The organism is Streptomyces sp. NPDC005866, assembly GCF_040629895.1.
Classification (GTDB): Bacteria; Actinomycetota; Actinomycetes; order Streptomycetales; family Streptomycetaceae; genus Streptomyces.
Genome location: NZ_JBEXWP010000002.1, coordinates 334,350 through 358,437 on the forward strand (window position 1 = coordinate 334,350; position 24,088 = coordinate 358,437).

Annotated in this window: 20 protein-coding genes and 1 pseudogene; 13 read left to right on the plus strand and 8 right to left on the minus strand. The window is 69.6% G+C overall.

Annotated features, from left to right (window positions below; translation table 11 throughout):
• Positions 1–344: 344 nt before the first annotated feature.
• The gene (locus tag ABZ396_RS04000) at positions 345–578 is read left to right on the plus strand and encodes a hypothetical protein (RefSeq protein ID WP_358917041.1); all 234 of its coding nucleotides are present in this window, start codon (positions 345–347) and stop codon (positions 576–578) included.
• Positions 579–1,052: 474 nt separating this feature from the next.
• On the opposite strand, the gene ABZ396_RS04005 is transcribed toward ABZ396_RS04000, so the two are convergent.
• The gene (locus tag ABZ396_RS04005; RefSeq protein WP_358917040.1) at positions 1,053–1,514 is read right to left on the minus strand and encodes a pyridoxamine 5'-phosphate oxidase family protein; all 462 of its coding nucleotides are present in this window, start codon (positions 1,512–1,514) and stop codon (positions 1,053–1,055) included.
• A gap of 272 nt (positions 1,515–1,786) precedes the next feature.
• On the opposite strand from ABZ396_RS04005, the pseudogene ABZ396_RS04010 reads away from it, so the two are divergent.
• Positions 1,787–2,411: pseudogene (locus ABZ396_RS04010) on the plus strand (maleylpyruvate isomerase family mycothiol-dependent enzyme); the annotation flags it as partial.
• A gap of 14 nt (positions 2,412–2,425) precedes the next feature.
• On the opposite strand, the gene ABZ396_RS04015 reads toward ABZ396_RS04010, so the two are convergent.
• Positions 2,426–2,830: an ATP-binding protein gene (locus ABZ396_RS04015; protein ID WP_358917039.1), complete on the minus strand. Its 405-nt coding sequence runs from the start codon at positions 2,828–2,830 to the stop codon at positions 2,426–2,428.
• 203 nt (positions 2,831–3,033) lie between these two features.
• Between ABZ396_RS04015 and ABZ396_RS04020 the strand changes: the two genes are divergently transcribed.
• Positions 3,034–3,885, plus strand: coding sequence for a helix-turn-helix transcriptional regulator (locus ABZ396_RS04020; RefSeq protein WP_358917038.1), 852 nt, complete (start codon positions 3,034–3,036; stop codon positions 3,883–3,885).
• A gap of 8 nt (positions 3,886–3,893) precedes the next feature.
• On the plus strand, positions 3,894–4,088 hold the full coding sequence (locus ABZ396_RS04025; RefSeq protein ID WP_358917204.1) for a DUF397 domain-containing protein: 195 nt from the start codon (positions 3,894–3,896) through the stop codon (positions 4,086–4,088).
• On the opposite strand, the gene ABZ396_RS04030 is transcribed toward ABZ396_RS04025, so the two are convergent.
• Both ABZ396_RS04030 and ABZ396_RS04035 read right to left on the minus strand, forming a co-directional pair.
• Positions 4,057–5,214 (minus strand): macrolide family glycosyltransferase, encoded by a 1,158-nt coding sequence (locus ABZ396_RS04030; RefSeq protein WP_358917036.1) that lies wholly within the window; start codon positions 5,212–5,214, stop codon positions 4,057–4,059. The two genes, ABZ396_RS04025 and ABZ396_RS04030, sit on opposite strands and share 32 nt — an antisense overlap.
• A 248-nt stretch (positions 5,215–5,462) precedes the next feature.
• Positions 5,463–6,107 (minus strand): CatB-related O-acetyltransferase, encoded by a 645-nt coding sequence (locus ABZ396_RS04035; protein ID WP_358917034.1) that lies wholly within the window; start codon positions 6,105–6,107, stop codon positions 5,463–5,465.
• A gap of 73 nt (positions 6,108–6,180) precedes the next feature.
• On the opposite strand from ABZ396_RS04035, the gene ABZ396_RS04040 reads away from it, so the two are divergent.
• Positions 6,181–8,439 (plus strand): ATP-dependent RecD-like DNA helicase, encoded by a 2,259-nt coding sequence (locus tag ABZ396_RS04040; protein WP_358917032.1) that lies wholly within the window; start codon positions 6,181–6,183, stop codon positions 8,437–8,439.
• 250 nt (positions 8,440–8,689) lie between these two features.
• Entirely contained in the window at positions 8,690–9,979 is a 1,290-nt protein-coding gene (locus tag ABZ396_RS04045; protein WP_358917030.1) for a citrate synthase, read from the plus strand.
• A 614-nt stretch (positions 9,980–10,593) separates the two neighbouring features.
• On the opposite strand, the gene ABZ396_RS04050 is transcribed toward ABZ396_RS04045, so the two are convergent.
• The 3 genes from ABZ396_RS04050 to ABZ396_RS04060 all read right to left on the minus strand — a co-directional run bounded on the left by ABZ396_RS04050 (position 10,594) and on the right by ABZ396_RS04060 (position 14,253).
• On the minus strand, positions 10,594–12,858 hold the full coding sequence (locus ABZ396_RS04050; protein ID WP_358917028.1) for a heavy metal translocating P-type ATPase: 2,265 nt from the start codon (positions 12,856–12,858) through the stop codon (positions 10,594–10,596).
• A gap of 131 nt (positions 12,859–12,989) precedes the next feature.
• On the minus strand, positions 12,990–13,229 hold the full coding sequence (locus tag ABZ396_RS04055; protein WP_358917026.1) for a heavy-metal-associated domain-containing protein: 240 nt from the start codon (positions 13,227–13,229) through the stop codon (positions 12,990–12,992).
• 73 nt (positions 13,230–13,302) lie between these two features.
• Positions 13,303–14,253 (minus strand): PrsW family intramembrane metalloprotease, encoded by a 951-nt coding sequence (locus tag ABZ396_RS04060; protein ID WP_358917024.1) that lies wholly within the window; start codon positions 14,251–14,253, stop codon positions 13,303–13,305.
• Between the two features lie 188 nt (positions 14,254–14,441).
• Here ABZ396_RS04060 and ABZ396_RS04065 point away from each other — a divergent pair, with 188 nt between their 5' ends.
• The gene (locus ABZ396_RS04065; RefSeq protein ID WP_358917022.1) at positions 14,442–15,485 is read left to right on the plus strand and encodes a zinc-dependent alcohol dehydrogenase family protein; all 1,044 of its coding nucleotides are present in this window, start codon (positions 14,442–14,444) and stop codon (positions 15,483–15,485) included.
• A 41-nt stretch (positions 15,486–15,526) separates the two neighbouring features.
• Here the strand turns inward: ABZ396_RS04065 and ABZ396_RS04070 are convergent, their stop codons facing one another.
• Positions 15,527–15,727: a MerR family transcriptional regulator gene (locus tag ABZ396_RS04070; RefSeq protein WP_358917020.1), complete on the minus strand. Its 201-nt coding sequence runs from the start codon at positions 15,725–15,727 to the stop codon at positions 15,527–15,529.
• Between the two features lie 365 nt (positions 15,728–16,092).
• Here ABZ396_RS04070 and iolC point away from each other — a divergent pair, with 365 nt between their 5' ends.
• The 6 genes from iolC (at position 16,093) to ABZ396_RS04100 (ending at position 23,938) form a co-directional block, all read left to right on the plus strand.
• The gene (gene iolC / locus ABZ396_RS04075; RefSeq protein WP_358917018.1) at positions 16,093–17,043 is read left to right on the plus strand and encodes a 5-dehydro-2-deoxygluconokinase; all 951 of its coding nucleotides are present in this window, start codon (positions 16,093–16,095) and stop codon (positions 17,041–17,043) included.
• A gap of 59 nt (positions 17,044–17,102) precedes the next feature.
• Positions 17,103–17,987, plus strand: coding sequence for a deoxyribose-phosphate aldolase (locus ABZ396_RS04080; RefSeq protein ID WP_358917203.1), 885 nt, complete (start codon positions 17,103–17,105; stop codon positions 17,985–17,987).
• A gap of 7 nt (positions 17,988–17,994) precedes the next feature.
• Positions 17,995–18,819: a 5-deoxy-glucuronate isomerase gene (iolB, locus tag ABZ396_RS04085; RefSeq protein WP_358917016.1), complete on the plus strand. Its 825-nt coding sequence runs from the start codon at positions 17,995–17,997 to the stop codon at positions 18,817–18,819.
• Entirely contained in the window at positions 18,816–20,693 is a 1,878-nt protein-coding gene (gene iolD, locus ABZ396_RS04090; protein ID WP_358917014.1) for a 3D-(3,5/4)-trihydroxycyclohexane-1,2-dione acylhydrolase (decyclizing), read from the plus strand. Before iolB ends, iolD begins: the two co-directional genes overlap by 4 nt.
• Positions 20,694–20,707: 14 nt before the next feature.
• Positions 20,708–22,210 carry a CoA-acylating methylmalonate-semialdehyde dehydrogenase gene (gene mmsA, locus ABZ396_RS04095; protein WP_358917012.1) on the plus strand — a complete coding sequence of 501 codons (1,503 nt, stop codon included), beginning with the start codon at positions 20,708–20,710 and terminating at the stop codon, positions 22,208–22,210.
• A 330-nt stretch (positions 22,211–22,540) separates the two neighbouring features.
• Positions 22,541–23,938, plus strand: coding sequence for an APC family permease (locus ABZ396_RS04100; RefSeq protein WP_358917010.1), 1,398 nt, complete (start codon positions 22,541–22,543; stop codon positions 23,936–23,938).
• Positions 23,939–24,088 lie beyond the last annotated feature (150 nt).

Below are 24,088 nucleotides of genomic sequence, written 5' to 3' on the forward strand. Positions count from 1 at the left end.
CCTCTCGAAGATGACACCTTGAAATGCGGTGGGGCGTTGCCGGGGAGAAACCGAGGTCACGGCTGGGACTTGGTTGATCGTGGCGGCGGGTCGCGCGGCCCACGCATGACGCGGGCGGTGTACGGCCGCCCGGCACGCCTGCCCCGTCCAAGGGCTCGGCGCGAGCGTACGCAGCCTAAAACGCCGCACTGCGACGTAACGCCAAAGAAACACAGGCAGGTTCAACCTTTAGCCGAACTACCCGGTGCTTGAGCAGCATGTTCGTGATCGAGATGCGAACTGCGGGAGAGACGCCAAGAATCGATCTGAGAGGCAGTGACGCCGACTACGGAAAGGTGCCGATCATGCGAGGCAGGATCGCACGCACTCTGGCCGTCAGTATCGCCACAGGCATGCTGGCCAGCGGAGCAGCCGTGGCCTCAACGGGTACCGCCCTCGCGGTACCGGCGAAGGCCAACGTGGCCAACAGTCAGCACGCGCCCGCTCCGACCCCCACGAAGACGCCGACCCACAAGAAGTGCCCGAAGGGCAAGCACTACACGAAGGTCAACGGCAAGTGGGGCTGCCACAAGAAGTAGCGACTGTGCCGAGTTCCGGGGACACTCATCCGGCGCTGTCATCCTCACCGAATGGGTGTCCCCCGGGCGATCATGGCGTACGGGCGGCGATGTCCAGCGGGCGGCTGCTGCTGATCGCAGCGTCGACGCTCTCACTCCGGGCCAGGAAGGTGCGGGCATGCTGCAGGCAGTAGGCGCGCATCTTCCTCGTCGGCGAAGTCGAAGTCAGCGCCGACGGGCGGCTGGGTGTTTCCAGGGGCGGTCCTTGGCCATGGCCATCGTCCTTCCCGGGTCTTGTGGTAGGCGCGCCGGTCGGCGAGCGCCTTGGCGATGGTGACGCCGTGTCAGCTGTGTACGCGGCCGGAGTCGTCGGCGGCGGCGGGCCAGCGCCCCTTGGAGCGGTCGGCGCGGATGGTGGCGGCGGTGAAGCACGGCGGCAGTGCCCGCCAGCACAGCCGCTGACCAGGGCGTAGACGAGTCAATCAGGGACGGCCGCTATTCCAGCCACGTCCCGTCGCGCATGATGACTCTGCCGCGTAGTTCCGGCTCGCCGCGCCAAGCACGCACACTCTTCGGCACCACGCGCACATACGCAAAGGAACTCTCCTCCGCACGCGGGTCCCACCCGAACTTGGCGGCGAACGCCTCCGCCGCGTCTCCGGGCACATCCTGGTCCAGGAAGCACTCCGCCTCACCCTGGAGAAGCACCACATCGGAGGTGTCCGGCAGAGCCAGGCGCACGCGCGGCTCCTCGCGGACGTTCCGCGCAGTCACGGAAGTGGCACTGGTGCACATCCACACCGCTCGCCCATCCCACAAGAACCACAGCGGCACCTGGTGCGGCCCGTGATCAGGATGTGCTGTCGACACCCACACATCCCGCTCGGTAACGAGCCGTTCCAGAGTGTTGCGCCTACGCTCCGCCGCCCGGCGGCGAACAATCCCCGTGGTCTGCATGAGCGCCGACCTTAGCCAGCAGGCTCGAAGCGCGCATGAGGCGAGGGACCTACTCCCGGCGACCGATGAACCCCTCGGCCTCTGACTCGGGGACGGCCAACTGGGGGTGCTCAGTACAGGTCGGCATAGAGACAGGTACGGCCACCGCTGATCATCGTGTGCTGTGTGGACAAACGAAGAGACGGTGGCCGCAGGTCACAGCGTAGACCCTGCCCGCTGGCACGAGGTGTTCGAGGTCCTGAGCCGGGGCTCAACCCGCGCGAACCGGCCCGCTGGGCGAGGGGCGCCGCAAGTGGGCCGCCGTCGTCGCCGCAGGGCCTGCCGATGCTCCCCCGGCCAAGTCCGCATGGGGCGTTCCGGTTGCGCCTCAGGAGCGCGATGCCCTGCTGGACTGGTGGGCCGCATCGGCGCAGCAGCTACTGGACGCGTTGCGGGAGGCCGGCCCGGATCGCGGCTGCTGGACGTGGTGGGAGACCTCGCAGTCGCCGCAGACCTGCGGTGCCGTTGCCCGGCACCAGCTCCAGGAGATCCCGACGTACACCTACGATGCCCAACTCACCCTGGGCGCCCCGCAGCCGCTGCCGGACGAGGTGGCACTCGACGGTGTCGACGAGTTCCTGTCCACCTGCTGTGCGACGACGGACGCCTGGCCGCACGAGCCGGCTGCCGTCGACTACCACGCCACCGAGGGCCGCTCCTGGCGCCTGTGGCTCTCAGCCGACGGCGGCACGCACCGCCCGCCTCCCCGAACCCGGCACAACTCCCGTCGACGCCTCCGTCCGGGGCACGGCCGGTGAGCTGGCCCTGGCCCTGTACGGTCGTATCCCGGTGGACTCCCTGAAGCTCGACGGCGACCGCCGTATCTTCGACCTGCTCCTGGCCTGGGACCCGGAGTAGAACCTGACGGCTCCCTACGCCGCAGCCAGCTCGCACCACACGTACTTGCCCCGGTTGCCGAATCTCGACAACGGCTGCCAGCCCCACAGATCCGAGCAGGCCCGCACCAACGCCAGCCCCCGCCCCTCCTCCAGCTCCCCGAGCCCCTCCAACGGCACAGGTGGCTCGGGAGGTTCCGGGTCCGCGTCCCACGCACCGATGCGCAGGGTGCCAGGCGGTGACCAACGCACCCTCAGCGCGGCGGGGCCCTTCGTATGCCGTACGGCGTTGGAGACCAGCTCGGTCGCGAGCAACTCGGCGACGTCGAGGAAGCGGACGAGTCCGTGCGCGGTGAGGACCAGCCGGAGGGTATGACGGCTGACGGTGACGGCACGGAGGTCGTTGGGGATGGAGAGGGTGTACTCCCAGGCATCGGGCATGCGTCATCAACTCCGGTGGTTTTGGGGGAGTTTCACGCAGGGTGGCATTGCCGCAGCCGTCATGGCAGGACGAAGCGGTGCGCTTCCGCTGCGTGTGCGTTGCGTCACCGACGGTAGACCTATCTTTTTAAGTTTTGCAAGCCGGTCGCGTAACCTGACCCTCGAACGGATTGCGTCCACAGGTGTGTTGGGAGAGGCGTGCGATGGTGTTGAGGCAGCAGCCAACGGCGCGTCAGATGCGGCTGGCGGTCGAGTTGCGCAGGCTGCGCGAAGCGGCAGGCCTCACGGCCCGGGAGGCGGCGGCTCTGCTCGGGGTGGCTTCCGCTCAGATCAGTCAGATCGAGGCCGGACTCACGGGCGTGAGCGAGAAGCGGCTGCGCCGGCTTGCGGTCCACTACATGTGCACGGACGAGGAGTTCGTCGACGCGTTGGTGGCGATGGCCACGGACCGTACGAAGGGCTGGTGGGAGGAGTACCGAGGCTTGCTCCCCGCGTCGTTCCTGGATCTGGCCGAACTCGACCATCACGCTCGGTTCCAGCGCAACGTTGCCATCCTGTTCGTGCCAGGCCTAATGCAGACCGAGGACTACGCTCGCGCCGTATTCTCCACCCGAATTCCCGAACTCACCCCACACGAACTTGAGCTGCGCGTGCGTCACCGCATGGCGCGTCGTGTGATCCTTGAAGGGCCCCGACCCATCCCGCTCGATGCGGTGATCCATGAAGCGGCACTGCGGATCATGGTCGGCACTCGGGCCACAGCACGGGCCCAGCTCACTCGCATCCTGGAACTCTCCGAAGCGGATCACATCACCGTGTCTGTCATCCCCTTCGATCTCGAAGGCTTTTCTTGGGGCAGTAGCACGATGGCTTACGTGGGCGGCAGCGTGACCAAGCTTGACACGGTGATCCGCGACACTCCCACGGGTGCGCTCTATGTGGACGCAGAGGCCGAACTAAGTACATATCGAAGCCGTTTCCAGGAGGTAAGAGCTATGGCGCTCGCACCGGAACGGTCGCGTGACCTCATTCAGAGGCTGGCGAAAGGACTGTGATGAACCACATGGACAACTGGCGGAAGTCTTCCTACTCCGCTGGCGGCGACGGCGACGACTGCGTGGAGATAGCAACCACCCCCACCCACACAGCCATCCGCGACTCCAAAACCCCCACCCGAGCCACCCTCACCTTCCCCACCCCCGCCTTCACCACCTTCATCGACGCCCTCAAGACCCCCCGCCCAGCATCTCCTCGATAAGGTCCGCGGCGCGCCGCGTGCCCCCCTCCGCCCGTGCCGCCGCCCGCAGCCTCGCCGAACGCTCAGCCACCTCCGGGTCTGCCACCAACGCGGCGAGCGCCGAGCGCAGCGCATCCGCCGTGGCGTCCGGCGTGTCGATGCGCCGGGCCACCCCCAGCTCCACCAGCCGGTCCGCGTTCATGAACTGCTCCGCCGCCTGCGGTACGGCGATCATCGGGACGCCCGCCAGCAGGCCCTCGCCGCAGCCCCCCATGCCCGCGTGGGTGACGAACGCGTCGGCCTGCTCCAGGATCGCCCGCTGCGGAACCCAGTTGTGCACCTCGACGTTGGCCGGGATCTCGCCGAGTTCGCGCGGGTCGGTGTACTTGCCGATCTGGAGGACGACATGCCAGCCGGGCAGGTCGCCGTAGGCGGCAACGCACTGGCGGTAGAACTCCGGTTGGCGGGTGTACGCGGAGCCCAGGGAGATCAGCAGCACCTTCTCCGAGTCGGCAGGCCGCGTCCACATCTCCGCGTCTGCGGAGACGTCGAAACAGGGACCCACGAAGGTCACCGTGCCCGTGTCGACCCGGTCGGCATGCGGCTGCATCGCCCGGGTGATGAGGGCCAGGGCGCGGGAGGGAGGGCCGGAGAAGGTGTCCACGTCGGTCGTGACCGCCCCGCCCGCCGCCAGCCACCCGGCGAACTTCGCCCGATAGGCGTCGACGCCCGGCAACTGTCGTAGATGCACGGCCACTTCCTGGTCGTAACCGTCCCAGCCCACGAACGTCGGGGACAGCTGCATGAGCGGCCGGCCCTGTGCTTCCGCGAGGGCGCGGGCGGCGTACGCGCCGATGTCGTACAGGTACAGGTCCGCCGGGTCGTCGTCGTACACGGCGTGCAACCGGGGGAGTGCCTGGATGGCGTCGTCGAGGAAGAGGCCCATCGCGGCGATGGGGTCGTCGGGCCAGTTGTTGTCGGCGACCGGCAGTACGGATGCGCAGGGGACGAGTTCGGCGCCGGTGGGCGCGATGAGGTCGGCCACCGCGGGGTCGTTGGCGTAGGTCACCCGGTGCCCGCGGGCCACCAGCTCGCGGATGATCTCAAGGCTCGGCAGGACATGGCTGACGGCGGGGATGCCGACCATCGCGATATGGCCAGGGCGAGGGGAGATGGAAGGCACAGAAGGAACCGAAGGCATGGAAGCTCGCTCATTTCAGATCTACGGGGGAGGGTACGGCGAATCGGCGCGCGCCGACGTTTCCGAGGAACGTGCACGGTGTGCACAGACAGCGCGCGGGTGGGAAACCCGGGCATCGGCCCGGTCGTCGCCCTGTCAGCCGTAGATCTGAAGGAACTGCATGTCCGCGACCCTAGCCGCGCCCCGGCCTCCGGTCACCTAGGTTTCGGCGCCGCGGCCTCCAGTTCGGCGATGCTGCCCGACATGATCGTGCGTACGTGCTCGGTGATGTGCTCCGCGGGCCAGTCCCACCAGGCCACCGCCAGCAGCCGGGCGATGTCCTGCTCGTCGTAGCGGGTGCGGATGAGGCGGGCCGGGTTGCCGCCGGCGATGCCGTAGTCGGGCACGTCGCCGGCGACCACGGCGCCGGTGGCGATGATCGCGCCGTGGCCGATCCGTACGCCGGGCATGACCGTCGTACCGTGGCCGAACCAGACGTCGTTGCCGACGACGGTGTCCCCTCGGCCCGGGAGCCCGGTGATCAGGTCGAAGTGTTCGGCCCAGGAGCCGCCCATGGTGGGGAAGGGGAACGTGGAGGGGCCGTCCATGCGGTGGTTGGCGCCGTTCATGATGAACCGCACGCCTGTGCCCAGCGCGCAGAACTTGCCGATGACGAGCTTCTCCGGGCCGTAGTGGTAGAGCACGTTGCGCGTCTCGAACGCGGTCGGGTCGTCGGGGTCGTCGTAGTAGGAGTACTCGCCGACCTCGATCAGCGGGGACGTCACGAGCGGCTTGAGCTGGACCACCCGGGGGTGCTCGGGCATCGGGTGGAGGACCGTCGGGTCGGCGGGTACGGGCATGGGACGTCCTTGTCGGTAGCGGATCCGGGCCGAGGCCATGATCGCTGTCAGAGCCGGCCGGTACCTTCTGTTCATGGCTCAGCAGACGGGGACCCCCACCGGCGAACGACGACTCGCCACCGTCGAAGGCGTGCTGGAACGCATCACCTACGCCAATGAGGAGAACGGGTACACGGTCGCCCGCGTCGACACCGGCAGAGGCGCCGGAGACCTCCTCACCGTCGTCGGCGCGCTGCTGGGCGCCCAGGTGGGGGAGTCGCTGCGGATGGAGGGGCGCTGGGGGTCGCATCCCCAGTACGGCAAGCAGTTCACCGTCGAGAACTACACGACCGTGCTGCCGGCCACCGTCCAGGGCATCCGGCGCTACCTCGGTTCGGGTCTCGTCAAGGGCATCGGGCCGGTCTTCGCCGATCGGATCACTCAGCACTTCGGCGTGGACACCCTCCGGATCATCGAGGAGGAGCCGAAGCGGCTGGTCGAGGTCCCCGGCCTCGGGCCGAAGCGCACCAAGAAGATCGCCGACGCCTGGGAGGAGCAGAAGGCGATCAAAGAGGTGATGCTGTTCCTGCAGACCGTCGAGGTGTCCACGTCCATCGCCGTGCGCATCTACAAGAAGTACGGCGACGCCTCGATCTCCGTCGTGAAGAACCAGCCCTACCGGCTCGCCTCCGACGTGTGGGGCATCGGGTTCCTCACCGCCGACAAGATCGCCCAGTCCGTCGGGATTCCCCATGACAGTCCGGAGCGGGTCAAGGCGGGGCTGCAGTACGCCCTGTCCCAGTCCGCCGACCAGGGGCACTGCTACCTCCCCGAGGAGCGGCTCATCACGGACGCCGTCAAGCTCCTCCAGGTCGACACCGGCCAGGTCATCGACTGCCTGGCAGAGCTGGCCGCACCGCCCGAGGACGGGGAGGACCCGGGCGTCGTACGGGAGAGACTCCCCGGGGCCGCGCCCGACGCCGAACCCGTCACCGCCGTCTACCTCGTCCCCTTCCACCGGGCCGAAGTGGCGCTCGCCGCCCAGCTGTTGCGCCTGCTGCGCACCGGCGAGCACCGTATGCCGTCGTTCCGGAACGTCGCCTGGGACAAGGCGCTCGCCTGGTTGAAGGACCGGACCGGCGCCGACCTCGCCCCCGAGCAGGAGGCCGCCGTCAAGCTCGCGCTGACCGAGAAGGTGGCCGTGCTGACCGGTGGGCCGGGCTGCGGCAAGTCGTTCACCGTCAGGTCGATCGTGGAGCTGGCGCGGGCCAGGCGGGCCAAGGTGCTGCTCGCCGCCCCCACCGGCCGTGCCGCCAAGCGGCTCGCCGAGCTGACCGGTGCCGAGGCCTCCACCGTGCACCGACTGCTGGAGCTGAAGCCCGGCGGTGACGCGGCCTACGACCGGGACCGGCCGCTGGACGCCGACCTGGTGGTCGTGGACGAGGCGTCGATGCTCGATCTCCTCCTCGCCAACAAGCTGGTGAAGGCCGTACCGCCCGGTGCGCACCTGCTCTTCGTCGGGGACGTCGACCAGTTGCCCAGCGTCGGGGCGGGGGAGGTGCTCCGGGATCTGCTCGCCGAGGACAGTCCCATCCCCGCCGTCCGTCTCACCCGTGTCTTCCGGCAGGCCCAGCAGTCGGGGGTGGTGACCAACGCGCACCGGATCAACGCGGGGCAGCACCCCGTCACCGACGGCATGAAGGACTTCTTCCTCTTCGTGGAGGACGAGACGGAGGAGGCGGGCAGGCTCACCGTCGACGTCGCCGCCCGCCGTATTCCGGCCAAGTTCGGGCTGGACCCACGGCGGGACGTGCAGGTGCTCGCGCCGATGCACCGCGGGCCCGCGGGAGCCGGCGTACTCAACGGTCTGCTTCAGCAGGCCGTCACCCCCGGCCGCCCCGACCTCGCCGAGAAGCGGTTCGGCGGGCGGGTCTTCCGGGTCGGCGACAAGGTCACCCAGATTCGCAACAATTACGAGAAGGGCAAGAACGGTGTCTTCAACGGCACCGTGGGCGTGGTCACCTCGCTCGACCCGGTCGACCAGCGCCTCACGGTGCTGACCGACGAGGACGAGGAGGTTCCGTACGAGTTCGACGAACTGGACGAACTGGCCCATGCCTACGCGGTGACCATTCATCGTTCACAGGGAAGTGAATATCCCGCGGTGGTGATCCCGGTCACCACCGGAGCCTGGATGATGCTCCAGCGGAACCTCCTCTACACGGCGGTGACCCGGGCCAAGCAGCTGGTCGTGCTCGTCGGTTCTCGCAAGGCGATCGGTCAGGCGGTGCGCACGGTGTCGGCAGGCCGGCGCTGTACGGCACTGGACTTCCGGCTCCGCGACGGCTCGTAGACGGCCCGTAGACGGTTCGCACACGGCTCATGGACGGCCATCACAAAAAATGATCGATCAAATGAGTCGTGAAGGTCACAGACCACTTCCAGTTGGGGAAACAAGGGGGCAGGATGAGCAGATTGGCGGCACTGAGTGCCGTCGATGGGCCTAATGGTCGACCCCGAGTGCACTCTCCTGAGCCAAATGGGGGATGGTAGAGACAGTCAGGGCACCTCGAAGATGAGGCACTACGTCGGTGAGGGAAGACGTGAGCGACAACTCTGTAGTACTGCGGTACGGCGACGGCGAGTACACCTACCCGGTGGTCGACAGCACCGTCGGCGACAAGGGCTTCGACATCGGGAAGCTCCGCACCCAGACCGGTCTGGTGACCCTGGACAGCGGATACGGCAACACTGCCGCCTACAAATCTGCCATTACTTACCTCGACGGCGAGGCGGGCATCCTTCGGTACCGCGGCTACCCGATCGAGCAGCTGGCGGAGCGCTCCACCTTCCTGGAGGTGGCGTATCTGCTGATCAACGGTGAGCTGCCGACGGTGGACGAGCTCACCACGTTCAAGAACGAGATCACGCGGCACACCCTGCTGCACGAGGACGTCAAGAACTTCTACCGGGGCTTCCCGCGCGACGCCCACCCGATGGCCATGCTGTCGTCGGTCGTCTCGGCGCTGTCCACCTTCTACCAGGACAGCCACAACCCGTTCGACGAGAAGCAGCGCGACCTCTCCACCATCCGGCTGCTCGCCAAGCTTCCGACGATCGCCGCGTACGCCTACAAGAAGTCGGTGGGCCACCCGTTCGTCTACCCGCGCAACGACCTCTCCTACGTGGAGAACTTCCTGCGCATGACGTTCTCGGTGCCGGCGCAGGACTACGAGCTCGACCCGGTCGTCGTCTCGGCGCTCGACAAGCTGCTGATCCTGCACGCCGACCACGAGCAGAACTGTTCGACGTCGACGGTCCGTCTGGTCGGCTCGTCGCAGGCGAACATGTTCGCGTCGATCTCCGCAGGTATCTCCGCCCTCTGGGGTCCTCTGCACGGCGGCGCCAACCAGTCCGTCCTGGAGATGCTGGAGGGCATCCAGGCCAGCGGCGGCGATGTCGACTCCTTCATCCGCAAGGTGAAGAACAAGGAGGACGGCGTCCGCCTGATGGGCTTCGGCCACCGGGTCTACAAGAACTTCGACCCGCGCGCCAAGATCATCAAGGCCGCCGCGCACGATGTCCTCTCCGCGCTGGGCAAGTCCGACGAACTGCTGGACATCGCCCTGAAGCTGGAGGAGCACGCGCTCTCCGACGACTACTTCGTCTCGCGCAGCCTCTACCCGAACGTCGACTTCTACACCGGCCTGATCTACCGCGCCATGGGCTTCCCGACCGAGATGTTCACGGTCCTGTTCGCCCTCGGCCGGCTGCCCGGCTGGATCGCCCAGTGGCAGGAAATGATCAAGGAGCCCGGGTCCCGTATCGGCCGCCCGCGCCAGATCTACACGGGCGTCGTCGAGCGCGACTTCGTGCCGGTCGAGGAGCGCTGACACCAGCCGGTCAGGGGGCGCCGTCTCATCGGCGCCCCCGCCGCACCGGCATGGCGGAACACCGCACGGGCACAACAGAAGGCGCCCTGGTACACCGGTCCCCCCACGGGCCGGCGACCAGGGCGCCTTCCCGTGTCCCGGTGCGGATTCCCCCCACGGGATCCGGCCGGGCGCTCGGTATGGCAGCGCCTGAATTCGCTGCTTTGAGCACAACGAGCTGAACTCGCCGTACTACATGTCGTACTCCAGTGATGCGGTGCGATCTGCCGGGACCCGTACCGCACGGGAGGGCCGCTCAAAGCTTCCCGTCGTACGTGCCCCGGCAACGCATCTCTGAGGAAGTCCCCCAAGACATCCCCAGATGCCAGGTCAGCGCCCCCCAAGACGCTGGTCTGACATCGCCAATTTAGACCTTCGAACCCCTTCGATGGTTACGTTCACATCACTGTGATCTGCGTCTCTTGCATATGTCCGATAGATACGCAAGAGCCCCGATATGGCGATCGGAGTTCAAGCGTAAGGATGATGCGCGAGCCTTGTGAAGAGCTTATGTGAGGTGCGCGTTGGACTCCAGGGGGACTTCTGCATCCGCTGCCGCGAACCGGCGGTAACTTTCAGCGGAAGGTACGCAGCCGCAGGCTGTTGGTCACCACGAACACGGACGAGAACGCCATCGCGGCCCCAGCGATCATCGGGTTGAGCAGCCCGGCGGCGGCCAGTGGGAGCGCGGCCACGTTGTACCCGAAGGCCCACATGAGATTGCCCTTGATGGTGGCGAGGGTCCGCCGGGAGAGCCGGATCGCGTCCGCCGCCACCCGCAGATCGCCGCGCACCAGGGTCAGATCGCCGGCCTCGATCGCCGCGTCCGTCCCCGTGCCCATCGCGAGCCCCAGGTCGGCGGTGGCCAGCGCGGCCGCGTCGTTGACGCCGTCGCCGACCATGGCGACCGTGCGCCCCTCGCGCCGCAGCCGTCGTACGACGTCCACCTTGTCCTCGGGCAGCACCTCGGCGATGACCTCATCGATCCCGGTCGCCCGGGCGACCGCCTCGGCCACCGCCCGGTTGTCCCCGGTCAGCAGCACCGGCGTCAGCCCGAGGGCGCGCAGTTCGCGTACCGCCTCGGCGCTGGTCTCCTTGACCGCGTCGGCGACGGCGAGGACACCCCGTGCCTGTCCGTCCCAGCCGGCCAGGACGGCCGTACGACCCTCCCGCTCGGCCCGGGAGCGGGCGGCGGCCAACTCCCGCGGTACGGCGTCGAAGAGGCGCCCCACAGCCACTTCGCGCCCGTCCACGCGCCCGCGTACACCACGTCCGGGGACGTTCTCGAAGTGCTCGGCCGCCGGCAGCTTCCCGACCCGCGCCTCGGCCCCCGCGGCGATCGCCCGCGCCACCGGATGCTCAGAGGCGTGTTCGAGCGCGCCCGCGAGCCGCAGCACCTCGTCCTCGTCGGCCCCTTCGGCGACGTACACCTCCTGGAGGCTCATCCGCCCGGTGGTCACCGTCCCGGTCTTGTCGAGGACGACGGTGTCGACCCGGCGCGTGGACTCCAGCACCTCCGGGCCCTTGATGAGGATGCCGAGCTGCGCGCCCCGCCCGGTGCCGACCATCAGCGCGGTCGGCGTGGCCAGGCCCAGGGCACACGGACACGCGATGATCAGCACGGCGACGGCGGCCGTGAACGCCGCGGCCGTGTCGCCCGTGACACCGAGCCAGACCCCGAAGGTGCCGAGCGCGATCAGGATGACGACCGGGACGAAGACGGCGGAGATCCGGTCGGCGAGCCGCTGTACCTCGGCCTTGCCGTTCTGCGCGTCCTCCACCAGCCTCGCCATCCGCGCGAGCTGGGTGCCGGCCCCGACCCGGGTGGCCTCGACGACCAGCCGGCCCCCGGCGTTGACCGTGGCGCCGGTGACGGCGTCGCCGACGGCCACGTCCACCGGCACCGACTCCCCGGTCAGCATGGACGCGTCCACCGCGGAGACCCCCTCGACGACCGTGCCGTCGGTGGCGATCTTCTCCCCGGGGCGTACGACGAACCGGTCGCCCACCGCCAGGGACGCCAGCGGAATCCGCACCTCACGGCCTCCCCGCAGCACCGCCACGTCCTTGGCGCCCAACTCCATCAGCGCCCGCAGCGCGGCCCCCGCGCGCCGCTTGGAGCGGGCCTCCAGATAGCGGCCGAGCAGGATCAGCGCGACGACTCCGGAGGCGACTTCGAGGTAGATCGTGGACGCGCTGTCCATCCGGGAGACGGTGAACCGGAACTCGTCGTGCATGCCGGCCATACCCGCGTCACCGAAGAACAGCGCCCACAGCGACCAGCCGAACGCGGCCAGCGTGCCGACCGAGACCAGGGTGTCCATGGTGGCCGCGCCATGCCGGGCGTTGGCCCAGGCGGCCCGGTGGAACGGCAGGCCGCCCCAGACGACGACCGGAGCGGCGAGTGTCAGGGACAGCCACTGCCAGTTGTCGAACTGCCACGCCGGAATCATGGCGAGCAGCACGACCGGCGCGGCCAGCAGGGCGGAGACGAGCAGGCGGTGGCGGAGAGCGGCGAGTTCGGGATCCCGCTCGGGCCCGGCTTCGGGTACCTGTCGCTGTTCCGGCTCCGGCGGCGCGGGCTCCTCGGCGGTGTACCCGGTCTTCTCGACCGTGGCGATCAGGTCGGCGATCTGAACCCCCCCGGGGTATGTCACCTTCGCCTTCTCGGTCGCGTAGTTCACGGTGGCGGTGACGCCGTCCATGCGGTTGAGCTTCTTCTCGACCCGGGCGGCACAGGAGGCGCAGGTCATGCCGCCGATGAGGAGTTCGACCTCGGCCGTAGGGCCGGCGGCCGGCTCGGCTATCCGTGTCTCTGCGGTGGTGGGGCTGGTGGTCATGTCCGGACTCCAGACAACGGACCGGATCGCACGGAGCCAGTATCAGCTGGTCGGTACGGCCCGGTGGAGAGATACGTTTCCGTCGTACGTACTGCTCGTACTGCGTGTGTTGCTCCGGGATCGCGCCTGCGTCAGACGCGGCCGACGAGTTCGAAGCCCGCCTCGTCGACGGCGGCGCGGACCGCCTCGTCGTCGAGCGGCGCCGCGGAGACGACCGTGACCTCGCCGCTGGCCGCGACGGCCTTCACCGAGCTGACGCGGGGGAGCCCGGAGAGCTCGGCGGAGACGGAACCCTCACAGTGTCCGCAGCTCATGCCGGTCACCTTGTAGACGGCGGTCACGGAACCCGGGATGTCGGTCTGGGCGGTCATGTCGTTCTCCTCGTCGAGGCGTGTGGGGCCGGTGGGGCCCGCGAGGGAACCCCACTGTTTTCACACTATACCCCTAGGGGGTATTTCTCCAAGAGGGGTCCCGGCGCGCCAGCGAACGCACCCAGGCGATGCCGAGCAGCGAGACGAGCACCAGCAGGCCGACCGAGAACAGCGTGAAGAGGTGCTCCTGTTCGGCGGTGGGGCGCGGGATGTACCCCTCGGCGAACAACTGCCGCTCCAGTCCGGTACCCGCCAGATGCGCCACCAGCCAGATCGCGATGCCGTGCGTGGAGTCCCACAGGGCATGCAGCAGGGAGACGCCGAGGTAGGTGCTCACGACCGGGGCGGTGAGGCGGAAGCGGCCGCTCGGGCGGCGGAAGGAGAGCAGGACACCGCCGGCGATCGCCGTCCACAGGCCGTGCCCGAAGGGGGCCAGCACCCCGCGCAGGATCTCCGTCTCGATCAGCGCCCGCAGGTCGATGCCCTCGGTGGAGACCGCCGCGTTGAAGGCGTAACCGGCGCTCTCCAGGGCCGCGAAGCCGAAGCCGACGGCGGCGCCGAGCACAAGGCCGGCCCGCATGCCCCGGATCGCGGGCAGCCGGCGCAGTACGAACATCAGCGCGCCGAGCTTCACCGCCTCCTCGATCAGGCCGACGGACACGAACATCACCCAGGAGGGCTGGACGAGGTAGTACTCCATGACGGAGGCGCCCAGCACCCCGAGCGTGCCGCCGGTCAGGAAGCAGCCGAGGATCGCGCTGACGCCGAGGTCGCGGCCATGCCGCTCGTAGGCCCACAGTGCGAAGGTGACCGGGACGAGAAAGCTGCCGAGCAGAATGAGCGTCGGCAGCAGCGTGGTGTTCGTCGTCGCGTACGTCACCACCGCGGTCAGCGCCCACAGGGCGAGCCCACCGCCGAGACAGCGCTTCCACAGGCCCGCGCGGATACGGGGGTACGGCGGTGGCGGCTGCTGCGGACCGGGAATGCGGGCCTGCGGCCGGCCGGGATGCGGCGAGTGGGTCACGGCGGGGTCCCCTTGGGTGCTCCTGCGGGTGCGGACGGCGCTCGGCGGATCGGGACTGGGGCGATAAACCGCACTTTAGGCATATGCGCCTGATGTCGCAGTCCGGAGGATTCGAGGAGACTCCCGGTCCCATGGATCCCCGCACGGGCGCTTAGCCTTCGCGCAGCCCCCGAAAGGAGCACGCGCGCATGCGAGCAGTCGTCTTCGACCACTACGGCACCCCCGCCGAAGTACGGGACGTCCCGGACCCCCGACCGTCCCCGCACGGAGTGGTGGTCCGCGTCGAGGCCACCGGCCTGTGCCGGAGCGACTGGCACGGCTGGGCGGGCCACGACCCGGACATCACGTTGCCGCATGTGCCCGGGCATGAACTCGCCGGTGTGGTCGAGGCGGCCGGCGCCGGGGTGACCGGCTGGCGGCCCGGCGACCGGGTCACCGTTCCCTTCGTCTGTGCCTGCGGCAGCTGCCCGTCCTGCGCGGCCGGCGACCAGCAGGTCTGCGAACGCCAGACGCAGCCCGGCTTCACGCACTGGGGCTCCTTCGCCCAGTACGTGGCCCTGGACCACGCCGACGTGAACCTCGTGGCGGTCCCCGAGGACATGCCGTACACGACGGCTGCCTCCCTGGGCTGCCGCTTCGCGACGGCGTTCCGCGCGGTGGTGCAGCGGGGCAGGGTCGCGGCGGGGGAGTGGGTGTCGGTGTACGGCTGCGGAGGCGTGGGCCTGTCGGCGGTGATGATCGCGGCGGCGTCCGGAGCGCGGGTGGTGGCGGTCGACGTGTCACCCCAGGCCCTGGACCTGGCGAGGAGGTTCGGCGCGGCGCACTGCGTGGACGCGTCGGACGGCGGCGACCCGGCGGCGGCGGTCCGCGCCCTGACCGCCGGCGGCACCCACCTCTCCCTGGACGCCCTGGGCTCACCGCCCACCGCCGCCGCATCGGTCGACTCCCTCCGCCGCCGCGGCCGTCACGTCCAGGTGGGTCTGCTGCCGTCGCCGGACGGCAACACCCCCGTGCCCCTGGCCCGCGCGGTCGCCCTGGAACTGGAACTCCTCGGCAGCCACGGCATGGCGGCGCACGCCTACCCCGCCATGCTCGAACTGGTCCGCGCGGGCACCCTCCGCCCCGACCTCCTGGTGACCTCGACGATCACCCTGGACGCGGCCCCGCAGGCCCTGGCGTCGATGGGCGGGGCGCCGGGAGCGGGGGTGACGGTCATCGAGCCGTGGGCCTGAGCGTCCCGTGCCCCGTCCTCGACGGAGGGGACGGGCCCGGTTCAGAGGTCTCTGCGGTTTCTGTTGCCCGGCCGGGAGGCGACCCAGGCGCGGACCGTGTCGGCGTACCAGTAGGGCTTGCCGCGCTCGACATGGTCGGGTGGCGGCAGCAGCCCGTGTTTGCGGTAGGAGCGGACGGTGTCGGGCTGCACGCGGATGTGTGCCGCGATCTCCTTGTAGGACCAGAGCCTTCGGTCGGTCATGAGGTGCACCTCCCTGCGCGCACCGCGGGGGCGACCGGAGGCGGTCGTCGGGGGAGCCGGGCGCTGCGCTGGCGATCACAAACCCTGCGCCCGGTGAACGACGGAGAGTGACCATGGGCAAGTGGCTGTGGGCCAGGTGTGACAGAGAACCCGCGTAGGTGCGACATGTGTGACACAAGAGGGGTGTTTGTGACACAGCCGGGGCACAGGCATGGGCCGGTGCGTCGGCGGGGCGCGTTGACATTCGGGCGAGCGGTGCACGCCGGCTCCGTTGCGGTCTCTCGTCCGAATGTCCGGACAAACCATTGACACGACCTCCTGTCCAGGACTACAAACCGGGGGAGAGCCGTGACGAAGGGAAGCCGATGGCGTACGACCTGATCACCATGGGACGGATCGGGGTGGATCTCTATCCGCTCCAGACCGGTGTCCCGCTCGCCCAGGTGTCGTCCTTCGGCAAGTTCCTCGGCGGGTCGGCGACGAACGTGGCCGTGGCGGCCGCCCGCCTCGGCCGGAGCACCGCCGTCATCACCCGCACCGGGGAGGACGCCTTCGGCGCCTACCTGCACGAGGCGCTGCGCGACTTCGGTGTGGACGACCGCTGGGTCACCTCCGTCCCCGGACTGAACACCCCGGTCACCTTCTGCGAGGTCTTCCCGCCGGACGACTTCCCGCTGTACTTCTACCGGCAGCCCAAGGCCCCGGACCTGGAGATCGACGCCCACGAGCTGGACCTCGACGCCGTCCGGGGCGCCCGAATCTTCTGGGTCACCGGCACCGGCCTGAGCGAGGAGCCCAGCCGTACGGCGACCCTCGCGGCCCTCGCCCACCGGGCCAAGGCCGGAACCACCGTCTTCGACCTCGACTGGCGGCCGATGTTCTGGAACGACCCGGACAGCGCCCGCCCCTTCTACGCGGAGGCGCTCAAGCACACCACCGTCGCCGTCGGCAATCTCGACGAGGTCGAGGTGGCGACCGGCGTGCGTGAGCCGCAGGCCGCCGCCCAGGCCCTGCTCGACGCCGGCGTCGAGATAGCGGTCGTCAAGCAGGGGCCCAAGGGCGTCCTCGCCGTCAACCGCGACGGCGACTCCGCCGAGGTACCGCCCCTGCCCGTCAGCGTCCTCAACGGACTCGGCGCCGGCGACGCCTTCGGCGGCTCCCTCTGCCACGGCCTCCTCGAAGGCTGGGACCTGGAGAAGACCATGCGGCACGCCAACGCGGCCGGCGCCATCGTGGCCTCCCGCCTGGAGTGCTCGTCCGCCATGCCGACCCGCGAAGAGATCGCGGCCGCGCTCGCCGCCGGAGCGGTGCTGTGAGGGCCGGCCGCGTCGCGGGCGCGCACCACGACGGCACAGCCCCCGCCAGGCAGCCGAGCGTGGACATCGCGGCCCTCGTCCACACCCGCACCCACCACCCCGAGGCCATCGCCGAGGCGGCCGCGCGAAGAGCCCGCCGCCCGCTCCTCAACGAGGACGGCAAGCTGATGATCGTCGCCGCCGACCACCCGGCCCGCGGCGCCCTCGGCGTGGGCGGCGACAAGCTCGCCATGGCCAACCGGGCGGAACTGCTGGAACGGCTCTGCCTGGCCCTGTCCCGGCCCGGCGTCGACGGCGTCCTCGCCACCGCCGACATCCTCGACGACCTGCTCCTGCTCGGCGTCCTCGACGGCAAGGTCGTCATGGGCTCGATGAACCGCGGCGGACTGCAGGGCGCCCGCTTCGAACTCGACGACCGGTTCACCGGCCACCGCGCCGAGGACATACAGCGCCTCGGGTTCGACGCCGGCAAGCTGCTCCTGCGTATCGACTACGACGACCCGGGCTCGCTGACCACCCTGGAGTCCACCGCCCGCGCCATCGACGACATGGCCGCGCGCCGGCTCCCCGTCTTCGTCGAGCCGTTCATCAGCCGCCGCACCCCCGAGGGCAAGGTCGGGAACGACCTGTCCGCGGAAGCGGTCACCAAGTCCATCGCCATCGCCTCGGGCCTCGGCGGGAGTTCGGCCTACACCTGGCTCAAGGTGCCGGTCACCGCCAACCCCGACGACATGGCCCAGGTGATGGAGACGTCCACCCTGCCCGCCGTCCTCCTCGGCGGCGAGGTCGGGGGCTCCGTCGAGGAGCAGGCCGGCGCCTACGAGAAGTGGCGCAGCGCCCTCCAACTCCCCACCGTGCGCGGCCTGGTGGTCGGCCGCTCGCTGCTGTACCCGGCGGACGGCGACGTGGCCGCCGCCGTGGACACCGCCGTAGGACTTCTGTGAGGCCCCGATGACGACCAACGAGCTGCACCTGAGCAAGGGTTCGACCGCGAACGCCCAGTACGCGCTCGACATCGACCCCAAGCGGGCCGGCTGGGCGCACAGCAGCCTCCGGATCGTCGAACTGCCGCCTGGCGGTAGCCACTTGTTCACCACTGGGGACAGTGAGTGGATCATCCTTGCGCTACAAGGCGGTTGTACGGTGCGAACAGAGGGAACAGAGTTCCAGATCCTGGGCCGGGAGAGCGTGTTCGCCGGAGTCTCCGACTTCGTGTACGTGCCCCGGGACACCCAGGTCCAGATCGCCTCCGGCGCGGGAGGCCGCTTCGCCCTGGCAGGAGCGAAGTGCGAGCGACGACTCCCCGCCCGCTACGGCCCCGCGCCGGAGGTACCCGTCGAAGAACGCGGCGGCGGCACCAGCGCCCGCCGGGTGCGCAACTTCGCCTCGGCCGACTCCTTCGACTGCGACAAGCTGATCGCCGTCGAGGTGATCACCCCCGGCGGCAACTGGTCCTCGTACCCTCCGCACAAGCACGACGAGCACCGGCCCGGCGAGGAGTCGGAGCTGGAGGAGATCTACTACTTCGAGATCGACGGACCGAACGGTCTCGGCTATCAGCGCGTATTCCCCTCCCGTGAGGGCGGTACCGACGTCCTCGCCGAGGTCCGCTCCGGCGACGCCGTGCTGGTCCCCGACGGATGGCACGGCCCGTCGATCGCGCAGCCCGGTCACGACATGTACTACCTGAACGTCATGGCGGGGCCGGGTGAGACGCGGGAGTGGCGGATCTGCTTCCAGCCGGCCCACGTAGAAAGCGCAGAGGGGTATCGATGACGATACGGCTCACCGTCGCGCAGGCGCTCGTCCGATTCCTCGCCGCCCAGTACACCGAACGGGACGGCGAGCGCCGCCGCCTGATCGGCGCCACCTGGGGCATCTTCGGCCACGGCAACGTGGCCGGGCTCGGCCAGGCGCTCCTGGAGTACGCGGACGACATGCCGTACCACCAGGGCCGTAACGAACAGGCCATGGTGCACGCGGCCGTCGGCTACGCGCGTCAGTCGAACCGGCTCGCCACGCACGCCGTCACCACCTCCGTCGGGCCCGGCGCCACCAACCTGGTCACCGGCGCGGCCCTCGCCACGGTCAACCACCTCCCGGTCCTGCTCCTCCCCGGCGACGTCTTCGCGACCCGCCCCGCCGACCCGGTCCTCCAGCAGCTCGAGGTCCCGCATGCCGCCGAAGTGTCGGTCAACGACACCCTGCGCCCGGTGTCGAGGTTCTTCGACCGGGTCACCCGCCCCGAGCAGCTGATCCCCTCTGCCCTGCAGGCCATGCGCGTGCTCACCGACCCCGTCGACACCGGTGCCGTGACGCTGGCCCTCCCGCAGGACGTCCAGGCCGAGGCGTACGACTGGCCGGCGGAGTTCTTTGCCGAGCGGGTGTGGACCGTACGACGGCCGGGCGCCGACCCCGTCGAACTCGCCGCCGCCGTACGGACGGTCAGGAGCGCCCGCCGCCCCCTGGTCATCGCGGGCGGCGGTGTCCACCACAGCCGTGCCGAGGCGGTCCTCGCCGAGTTCGCCGAGGCCACCCGCATCCCGGTCGCCTCCACGCAGGCCGGCAAGGGTTCGCTGCGCTGTGACCACCCGCAGGACGTCGGAGGTGTCGGCCACACCGGCACGGCCACCGCCGACGAACTCGCCCGCACCGCGGACCTGGTGATCGGTGTCGGCACCCGCTACACCGACTTCACCACCGCCTCCGGCACCCTCTTCGAGAACCCGGACGTCCGCTTCCTCAACCTCAACATCGCGCCCTACGACGGCCACAAGCTCGCCGGCCTGCCCCTGATCGCCGACGCCCGCAGCGGCCTCGCCGAACTGACCGAGGCGCTGGTGATGCACGACCACCGCGTGGCCGACTCGTACGTCAGCGAGTACACCGAGGACAAGGAGCGCTGGGAGCAGCGCGTCGACGCCTGCTACGAGGCCGAGGAGCCGGACGCCCGGCCGACCCAGCCGCAGGTCCTCGGCGCCCTGGACGCGCTCGTCGACGAGACGGACATACTGATCAACGCGGCCGGCTCCCTCCCCGGCGACCTGCACAGGATGTGGCGGACCCGGTCGTGCGACCAGTACCACGTGGAGTACGGCTACTCGTGCATGGGCTACGAGATCCCGGCCGCCATCGGGGTGAAACTCGCGGCGCCGGAGCGGAACGTGTGGGCGCTGGTCGGCGACGGCACGTATCTGATGATGCCGAGCGAGATAGTGACCGCCGTGCAGGAGGGGATAGCCATCAAGGTGCTCCTGGTGCAGAACCACGGCTACGCCTCCATCGGCGCACTGTCCGAGTCGGTGGGCGGCGAGCGGTTCGGCACCGCGTACCGCTTCCCCTCGGCCGACCGCACCTTCACCGGTGCCCCGCTGCCCGTCGACCTCGCCGCCAACGCGGCCAGCCTCGGCATGCGCGTACTGCGCGCCAAGACCGTCCGTGACCTGCGCTCGGCGCTCGCCGAGGCGCGGGCCGCCGACACTCCCACATGTGTCTACGTGGAGACCGAAACGGCCGACACTGTGTCGGGCCCGCCTCCCGCGCAGGCCTGGTGGGATGTACCTGTGGCCGAGACCGCGACCCGATCGTCCGCGGTCAAGGCACGTGAGCTGTACGAACGGCACGTCTCGACCCGACGCCGCCATCTGTGAAGGAGTAACCGGTCATGACGAAGATCGTCAACCACTGGATCGGCGGCAAGTCCGTCGAAGGCACGTCGGGCACCTTCGGGCCGGTCACCGACCCGGCCACCGGCGCGGTCACCACGAAGGTCGCGTTCGCGTCCGTCGACGAGGTCGACGCGGCGGTCCGCACCGCCCAGGAGGCCTTCGTGACCTGGGGCCAGTCCTCGCTGGCCAAGCGCACGGAGATCCTGTTCCGCTTCCGTGCCCTGCTGGACGCCAACCGGGACGCGATCGCCGAGCTGATCACCGCCGAGCACGGCAAGGTGCACTCCGACGCGCTCGGCGAGGTCGCCCGCGGCCTGGAGATCGTGGACCTGGCCTGCGGTATCAGCGTGCAGTTGAAGGGCGAGCTGTCCACGCAGGTGGCGACCCGGGTGGACGTCTCCTCGATCCGCCAGCCGCTCGGTGTGGTCGCGGGCATCACGCCGTTCAACTTCCCGGCGATGGTGCCGATGTGGATGTTCCCGATGGCCATCGCGTGCGGCAACACCTTCGTGCTCAAGCCGAGCGAGAAGGACCCGTCGGCGTCGATCAAGATCGCCGAGCTGCTGTCCGAGGCGGGGCTCCCGGACGGCGTCTTCAACGTCGTCCACGGCGACAAGGTGGCCGTCGACCGCCTCCTGGATCACCCGGACGTCAAGGCGGTCTCCTTCGTCGGCTCCACGCCGATCGCCCGCTACATCCACACCACCGCTTCCGCGAACCACAAGCGCGTGCAGGCCCTGGGCGGCGCCAAGAACCACATGCTGGTCCTCCCCGACGCCGACCTGGACGCGGCGGCCGACGCCGCCGTCTCCGCGGCCTACGGTTCGGCGGGCGAGCGCTGCATGGCCATCTCCGCCGTGGTCGCCGTCGGGGCGGTCGGCGACGAGCTGGTGGAGAAGATCCGCGAGCGCGCCGAGAAGATCAAGATCGGCCCCGGCAACGACCCGACGTCGGAGATGGGCCCGCTGATCACGGCCGTACACCGCGACAAGGTGGCCTCCTACGTCGAGGGCGCGGCCGCCGAGGGCTGCGAGGTCGTCCTGGACGGCACCGGCTACACGGTGGACGGCTTCGAGGACGGCCACTGGATCGGCATCTCGCTGCTGGACAACGTGCCCACGTCCGCGAAGGCCTACCAGGACGAGATCTTCGGCCCGGTGCTGTGCGTGCTGCGCGTGGACACCTACGAAGACGGTGTCGCCCTCATCAACGCCTCGCCCTTCGGCAACGGCACCGCGATCTTCACCCGGGACGGCGGCGCCGCCCGCCGCTTCCAGCTGGAGATCGAGGCCGGCATGGTCGGCGTGAACGTCCCGATCCCGGTCCCCGTCGGCTACCACTCCTTCGGCGGCTGGAAGGACTCGCTCTTCGGCGACCACCACATCTACGGCAACGACGGCACCCACTTCTACACCCGCGGCAAGGTCGTCACGACCCGCTGGCCGGACCCGTCCGAAGCCCCCGCGGGCGTCGACCTGGGCTTCCCCCGCAACCACTGAGCATGACCGACTGACCCAGTCGAGGCCGTCCGGATACCGGACGGCCTCAACTTTTTTTGTCAGCCGTGCTGCGGTTCCCGTGTTGACGGGATGAAACGGGTGACTTAGGCCCTCTTGGTGAATGACCTTCGAATGCAAGGTCATGCGCACAAGGAGCTTGGTGATTGCCTCATTGGGGCGTTGGGCCCTGCGAAAGTGATGTGACCCCGGCCGCCTTAAGAGTGCGGAATCCGAAGGTGAACAGCCATTGACGCAGCGGTTTTCGTCGGGGTTCCATGCAGCGCAGCCCAACCGCCGGAGGCATCCGCACGAGTCGATCGGAACCGCCGCATGACCGACACGCTCCGCCCTGCCGAGACCGCCCTCCCAAAGGCGTCCGACAGTCCCAACACGCTCAAGCGCTCCATCGGCGTGGTCGGCGGCACCCTCCTGACCCTCTCCTGCGTGACACCCGCCTCGACGCTCTTCGTGGTCGTCCCCGACCTGTTCGGCTCCCTCGGCACCGCCACCGCCCTGACGATCGCCATCGGCTCCCTCCTCTGTATCGCCGTGGCGTTCTGCTACTCGGAGCTGGGCACGCTCATCCCCAGCGCGGGCGGCGAGTACGCGATGGTCTCGACGATGGCGGGACGCCTGGCCGGCTGGCTGGTCTTCGTCCTCTCCCTCCTCGTCGTGATGATCGTGCCCCCGGTGATCGCGATCGGCACGGCCGACTACCTGGCCCCGATCGCCCACCTGGACCCGTCGGTGACCGGCGCCGGCGTGATGCTCCTCGCGACCCTCGCCGGCCTCCTGGACCTGCGGGCGAACGCCTGGATCACGGGCGTCTTCCTGGTCCTCGAGGTCATCGCGGCGGGCGTGGTGGCCGTGCTGGGCTTCTCCCACAGCCACCGGGGAGCCGGCAGCCTCACCTCCATGCAGGTGGCGGACGCGGGAGGCCACGCCACCACCGTCACCGCGATGCTGGTGGTCTCCGGCCTGGCGATCGCCCTCTTCGTCACCCAGGGCTTCTCCACGGCGGTCTACCTCTCCGAGGAACTGGAGCACCCGCGCCGCAACGTCGCCCGTACGGTCCTCGCCACCCTCGCGATCTCCACGGTGATCATCCTGGTCCCGGTCGCGGCGATCACCATGGGCGCGTCCGACATCAAGGAACTCACCGGCGGCGACATCAGCAGCATGGTGACGGCGTGGTCCAACTCCGCGGTCGGCACGTTCGTCAGCCTCTGCGTGGCCCTCGCGATCATCAACGCGGGCATCGTCATGGTCATCCAGAACTCCCGCGTCCTGTTCGCCTCGGCCCGCGACAAGGCATGGCCCATCCCGGTCAACGCGGCCCTCTCCCGACTCGGCCGCTTCGGCTCCCCCTGGGTGGCCACGCTCGCGGTCGGCGTCCCCGGCGCCCTGCTCTGCTTCGTCAACCTGGACACCCTGTACGGCGTGACGGGCGTCTCGGTGACCGGCATGTACCTCCTGGTGGCCGTGGCCGCCCTCCTGGCCCGCCGAGGCGCCCACAAGCACACCCCGGCCTGGCGGATGCCCCTGTGGCCGACGATGCCGGTCCTCCTAATCGCCGTCCTGGCCTACATCCTCACCCAGCAGGAAACGAGCTACCTCCTGTGGACAGGCGGCATCACAGCTGCGGCAACCCTCTACTGGGCCCTGTACCTCCGCCCCCGCAAGGCCACCCGCTGGCTGGTATCAATCCCGGAAGACACCCAGTCGTAGAGGGCCCCGTAAGGGGCGCGACAAGCTACGACGGCGCGCAACTGTCTCCACGGGCGGAGGCGCCCCGACAGGGGCGCGGGGAACTGCGCGAGCAACCACGACGGCGCGCAACTGTCCGCATAGACGGAGGCGCCCCGACAGGGGCGCGGA